This is a genomic window from Marinospirillum sp. (genome assembly GCF_014859565.1).
On the sequence record NZ_JACUUA010000275.1, the window covers coordinates 1 to 3,919 of the forward strand.

General features: G+C 52.4%; 4 protein-coding genes and 1 pseudogene. 3 read left to right on the top strand and 2 right to left on the bottom strand.

From position 1 onward, the window contains the following. From IBX50_RS18210 to sulP, 3 genes and pseudogenes are all read left to right on the top strand, one after another. A pseudogene (locus IBX50_RS18210) lies at nt 1–337 on the top strand (MBL fold metallo-hydrolase); the annotation flags it as partial. A gap of 10 nt (nt 338–347) precedes the next feature. After that, nucleotides 348–773, top strand: a complete 426-nt coding sequence (locus tag IBX50_RS18215; RefSeq protein WP_292257822.1) for a TIGR01244 family sulfur transferase — start codon at nt 348–350, stop codon at nt 771–773. A gap of 49 nt (nt 774–822) precedes the next feature. After that, nucleotides 823–2,463, top strand: a complete 1,641-nt coding sequence (gene sulP / locus IBX50_RS18220) for a SulP family inorganic anion transporter (protein ID WP_292257823.1) — start codon at nt 823–825, stop codon at nt 2,461–2,463. Nucleotides 2,464–2,541: 78 nt separating this feature from the next. Here sulP and trxA read toward each other — a convergent pair whose 3' ends face one another. Both trxA and IBX50_RS18230 read right to left on the bottom strand, forming a co-directional pair. Beyond that, a complete protein-coding gene (trxA, locus tag IBX50_RS18225) occupies nt 2,542–3,390 on the bottom strand; it encodes a thioredoxin (RefSeq protein WP_292257824.1) in 849 nt (282 codons plus the stop codon). Nucleotides 3,391–3,483: 93 nt separating this feature from the next. Continuing rightward, a partial coding sequence (locus IBX50_RS18230; RefSeq protein WP_292257825.1) for a hypothetical protein occupies nt 3,484–3,919 on the bottom strand: 436 nt, incomplete at its 5' end.

Sequence of the window (3,919 nt, forward strand, 5' to 3'; positions counted from 1 at the left end):
CGGTGGTAATGCCGCCATCCTGTATCATTCCATCCAGAAAATTTTTGCCCTGCCAGATACAACACGCTTGTTTATGTGCCATGACTATCTGGCACCGGGACGTGATGAATATCAGTATGAAACCAGCGTGGCGGAAGAAAAAGCCAACAACATTCATGTGGGTGGTGGCAAAACGGCGGAGGAGTTTATCAAAATGCGTACTGAACGGGATGCAACCCTGGATATGCCACGTTTGATTCTGCCTTCAGTTCAGATCAACATGCGTGCCGGACAGTTTCCGCCCCCGGAAGCCAATGGTGTAAGCTACCTCAAACTTCCCCTGAATCAGTTTAAATAAGGAGCCTGACATGACTGAATTACCTGCAATGCGTCAACTGGAAGAAAATCTGCGTACCTGTGGTCAGCTGACAGCAGACCAGATTCGTGAACTGGCTGCCGAGGGTGTAAAAACCCTGATTTTTAACCGTCCTGATCAGGAAGAAGTCGATCAGCCCAGCACCCTTGAGCTGCAGGCACTGGCTGAGTCACTGGGTATGAAGTGGGTACACCAGCCGGTGGTTTCCGGGCAGGTGACGGATGAGCAGGGTGTTGAGTTTGGTCGTATTTATGCCGAAGCACCCAAACCAGTGGTGGCCTTTTGTCGGACGGGTGCACGTTGTGGATGTCTCTGGGCGCTGAGCCGTAAGGATCAACAGCCCGGTCAGGAGCTGGTTGCACAGCTGCAGCAGGCGGGTTTTGATATGCCCGATTTTTTCAAGCGCCTGACCAGCTGATCGCGGAGCCAGTCATCCAGCATGAAGCACTTAGCATGAAGCGCCTAGTATGAAACAACAGCAAGGACAGGAGTTCAAAGAGCTGCAAGGCACTGCCATGCAGCAGGGTTTGTGGGGTCTGTTTCGGCACCGCATTTATAACCTAGCGATGTTGCGTCAGGATGCCACTGCTGCGCTGATTGTCAGTCTGCTGTTGATACCACAAAGCCTGGCTTATGCCCTGCTGGCTGGTCTGCCGCTGCAGGCAGGGTTGTATGCCAGTATCCTGCCTGCCATGGCTTATGCCTTGTTTGGCACCAGTGGCGTGCTGGCGGTCGGGCCGGTGGCAATCACTTCACTGCTGACGTTTAGTGCACTCAGTCCTCTGGCGATACCGGGCAGTGCTGAGTATGTGGCACTGGCTATTCTGCTGGCGCTGTTATCCGGTGGCTGTTTGTTGCTGATGGGTGTACTGCGGATGGGTTTTCTGGCTAACTTTTTAAGCCATCCAGTGATGTCGGCGTTTGTTAGTGCTTCAGCTTTGATTATTCTGCTGGGGCAATTAAAAGGTGTGACCGGTATCCCGCTGCAAAGTGGCACCCTGCAAACCCTGTTGCTGAGTTTTTATCAGCAGATGGGATCTCTGCATCTGAACACCCTGTTGCTGAGCATTTTTTTTCTGGCCTTTCTTTACTGGGCAAGGCACTACATGGCTGGGTTGCTGATGAAGTATGGCCTGTCACAGACAGCCGCCAATCTGACTTCACGTATGGCTCCTATGCTGTTATTGCTGCTGGCAACTGCCGGAGTGGCCTTTTTTAATCTGGATCAGGCCGGGATAAAGGTGGTGGGTGAGCTACCGGTAGGTTTGCCATTGCTGCAGTTGCCAAGTATCACCCCAGAAGTGTTGCTGCTGCTGTTGCCAATGGCCGTGATGATCAGTCTGGTGGGTTTTGCTGAGTCGGTTGCCATCGCTCGCACCTTTGCTGCCCGCCGCCGCCAGCAGGTCAACTCTAACCGTGAGCTGTTGGGGCTGGGCATTGCCAATTTGGCCGCTGGTCTGTCGGCCAGTTTTCCCGTTACTGGCGGTTTGTCGCGTACCGTGGTGAATCATGATGCCGGTTCCATCACTCCAATGGCCAGTGTGCTGACTGGGTTGGGTATGCTACTGGTACTGTTTTTTCTAACCGGTTGGTTGTATTACCTACCACAGGCCATGTTATCAGCAGTAATTATGGTGGCGGTTTTTTCATTGGTAGACTGGAAACAACTACCCTATTTATGGCGTTACAGCCGTGGAGATGCACTGGCCTGGCTGGCAACAGCAGTGGGTGTGCTGTTTCTGGGTATTGAACTGGGACTGATGATGGGAGTGCTGGTGTCACTGGCCAGTTGGCTGGCAAAAAACAGTCGTCCGCATGTGGCGGTGGTGGGTCGATTGCCCGGTACGGAGCATTACCGCAATGTACAGCGTTATGATGTAGAGCTGCATCCACACATTCTGTCACTGCGGATTGATGAAAGTCTGATGTTTGCCAATGCACAGGAAGTGGAACAACGGGTACTGGAAGAAGTTGGGCAACGCCCAGAGTTGCAGCATGTGATCCTAATGGGTTCCGGCATCAATCACATTGATGCCAGTGGTGTGGAAGTGCTGGAGCAGTGTTATTGCACCTATCCGAGATCAAAGGGCCGGTGCTGGATCGCCTGAAGTTGATTCATTTCCCTGAACATCTCACTGGGCAGGTGTATCTGACTCAACATCAGGCAATGCAGGCATTAAGCTGATTTAGTACATCAGGGTGTAAAGTTTGCGCCGTGAAGACACCACTAGCGGGTTGCCTTCACCCAGCAGGGCAAACACTTCCAGCAGGGTTTTGTGAGTTATGCCTTCCTGATAACTGCGGTCATCACGCAACAGATTCAGCAGTAACTCCAGTGCTGTGTCATAGTTAGCTTGTACCAGTGCAGCCATGGCTTTCAGGTAACGTGCTTCGCTGTCATCCCGATCAACCAGTGTTGCCAGCAGCTCTGCAGAGGGTGCTTTTTCAACAAACTGCAACCCCGCCACCAGACCTTTTACTTCCGGACGTGCCTTGTCTGCTTCCGGTAGTTGATCCAGTACCGAACGAGCATCAGCAGACAAGTTTTTCTGCAGCAATACTCTGGCCAGCTCAATTTGCAGGTCAATATCTTCCGGTAACTGGCTGATAGCCTGTTGCAGTAGTTCCTGAGCCTGATCCAGCTCACCTTCTCCCACCAGCTGTTTGATCTGTTCTTTAAAGGCTTCCACCGGATTAGTGAGGTGTTGTTTCAGGAATGACCGAACTTCACTTTCCGGTTTGGCGCCGTTGAACTGATCGACCAGCTGTCCCTGACTCACCAGCATTACGGTGGGCACACTGCGCACCTGAAACTGTGCCGCCAGCTCCGGTTGTTCTTCAATATTGATTTTGGCAAGGATGAACTGGCCGTTGAATTCATGAGCCAGTTTGGTTAGTACTGGTAGCAAGGCCTTGCATGGGGCACACCAGTCCGCCCAGAAGTCGATCAGGATCGGTTGTTGCATCGAGCCTTCAAGGATGACCTGCTGAAAGTTTTCCAGGGTTATATCAATAATATGCGGGGAGCTGCTCATGAGGTTTCCTGTACCGGCAAGACAAATAGGTTGCAGGAAATATGAGGGCTGACAGGTTAAATATCAAGCCCTGTTGTGCTGTTGCCGGTTGGTTTAACGCCGTTTCCAGGGGCTGGCATTAAAATCTTTTGGTGGTGGCTGGTTGGAGTTGGGTGCGGCATTATCACGTACATCGCGGAAATCACGACCAAAGGTAGCAGCTGGTTTGTTAACTGGCTCTTTTGACTGGCTGGCTTCCGGTTTTTTCTCATTACGCTTGGCGGCGTTGATGGCATGAGTGGCAGACTCGGCGCTGATGCGTTTGACCAAGGTGTAACCCTGGCGCTCAAAGCGATCACAAATCCACTGCTGCCCCTGTACACCCGCCCAGAGTGGCAGCAGGCTAATCCCGGCAAGGGATGAGAGCATCACCAGTGGCATATTCAGCATGGCACCGGCCATGGCACCAGCAATCATCATCAGCAGGCCAAAAAACAGCACAAAAGCCTTGCCCCAGAGGCTGTTGGCAGCGGCCCAGAGAAAACTGGCA

Coding starts and splice junctions, on each gene's coding strand:
- sulP (WP_292257823.1), top strand. CDS start 823: ATGAAACAACAGCAAGGACAGGAGTTCAAAGAGCTGCAAGGCACTGCC.
- IBX50_RS18215 (WP_292257822.1), top strand. CDS start 348: ATGACTGAATTACCTGCAATGCGTCAACTGGAAGAAAATCTGCGTACC.
- trxA (WP_292257824.1), bottom strand. CDS start 3,390: ATGAGCAGCTCCCCGCATATTATTGATATAACCCTGGAAAACTTTCAG.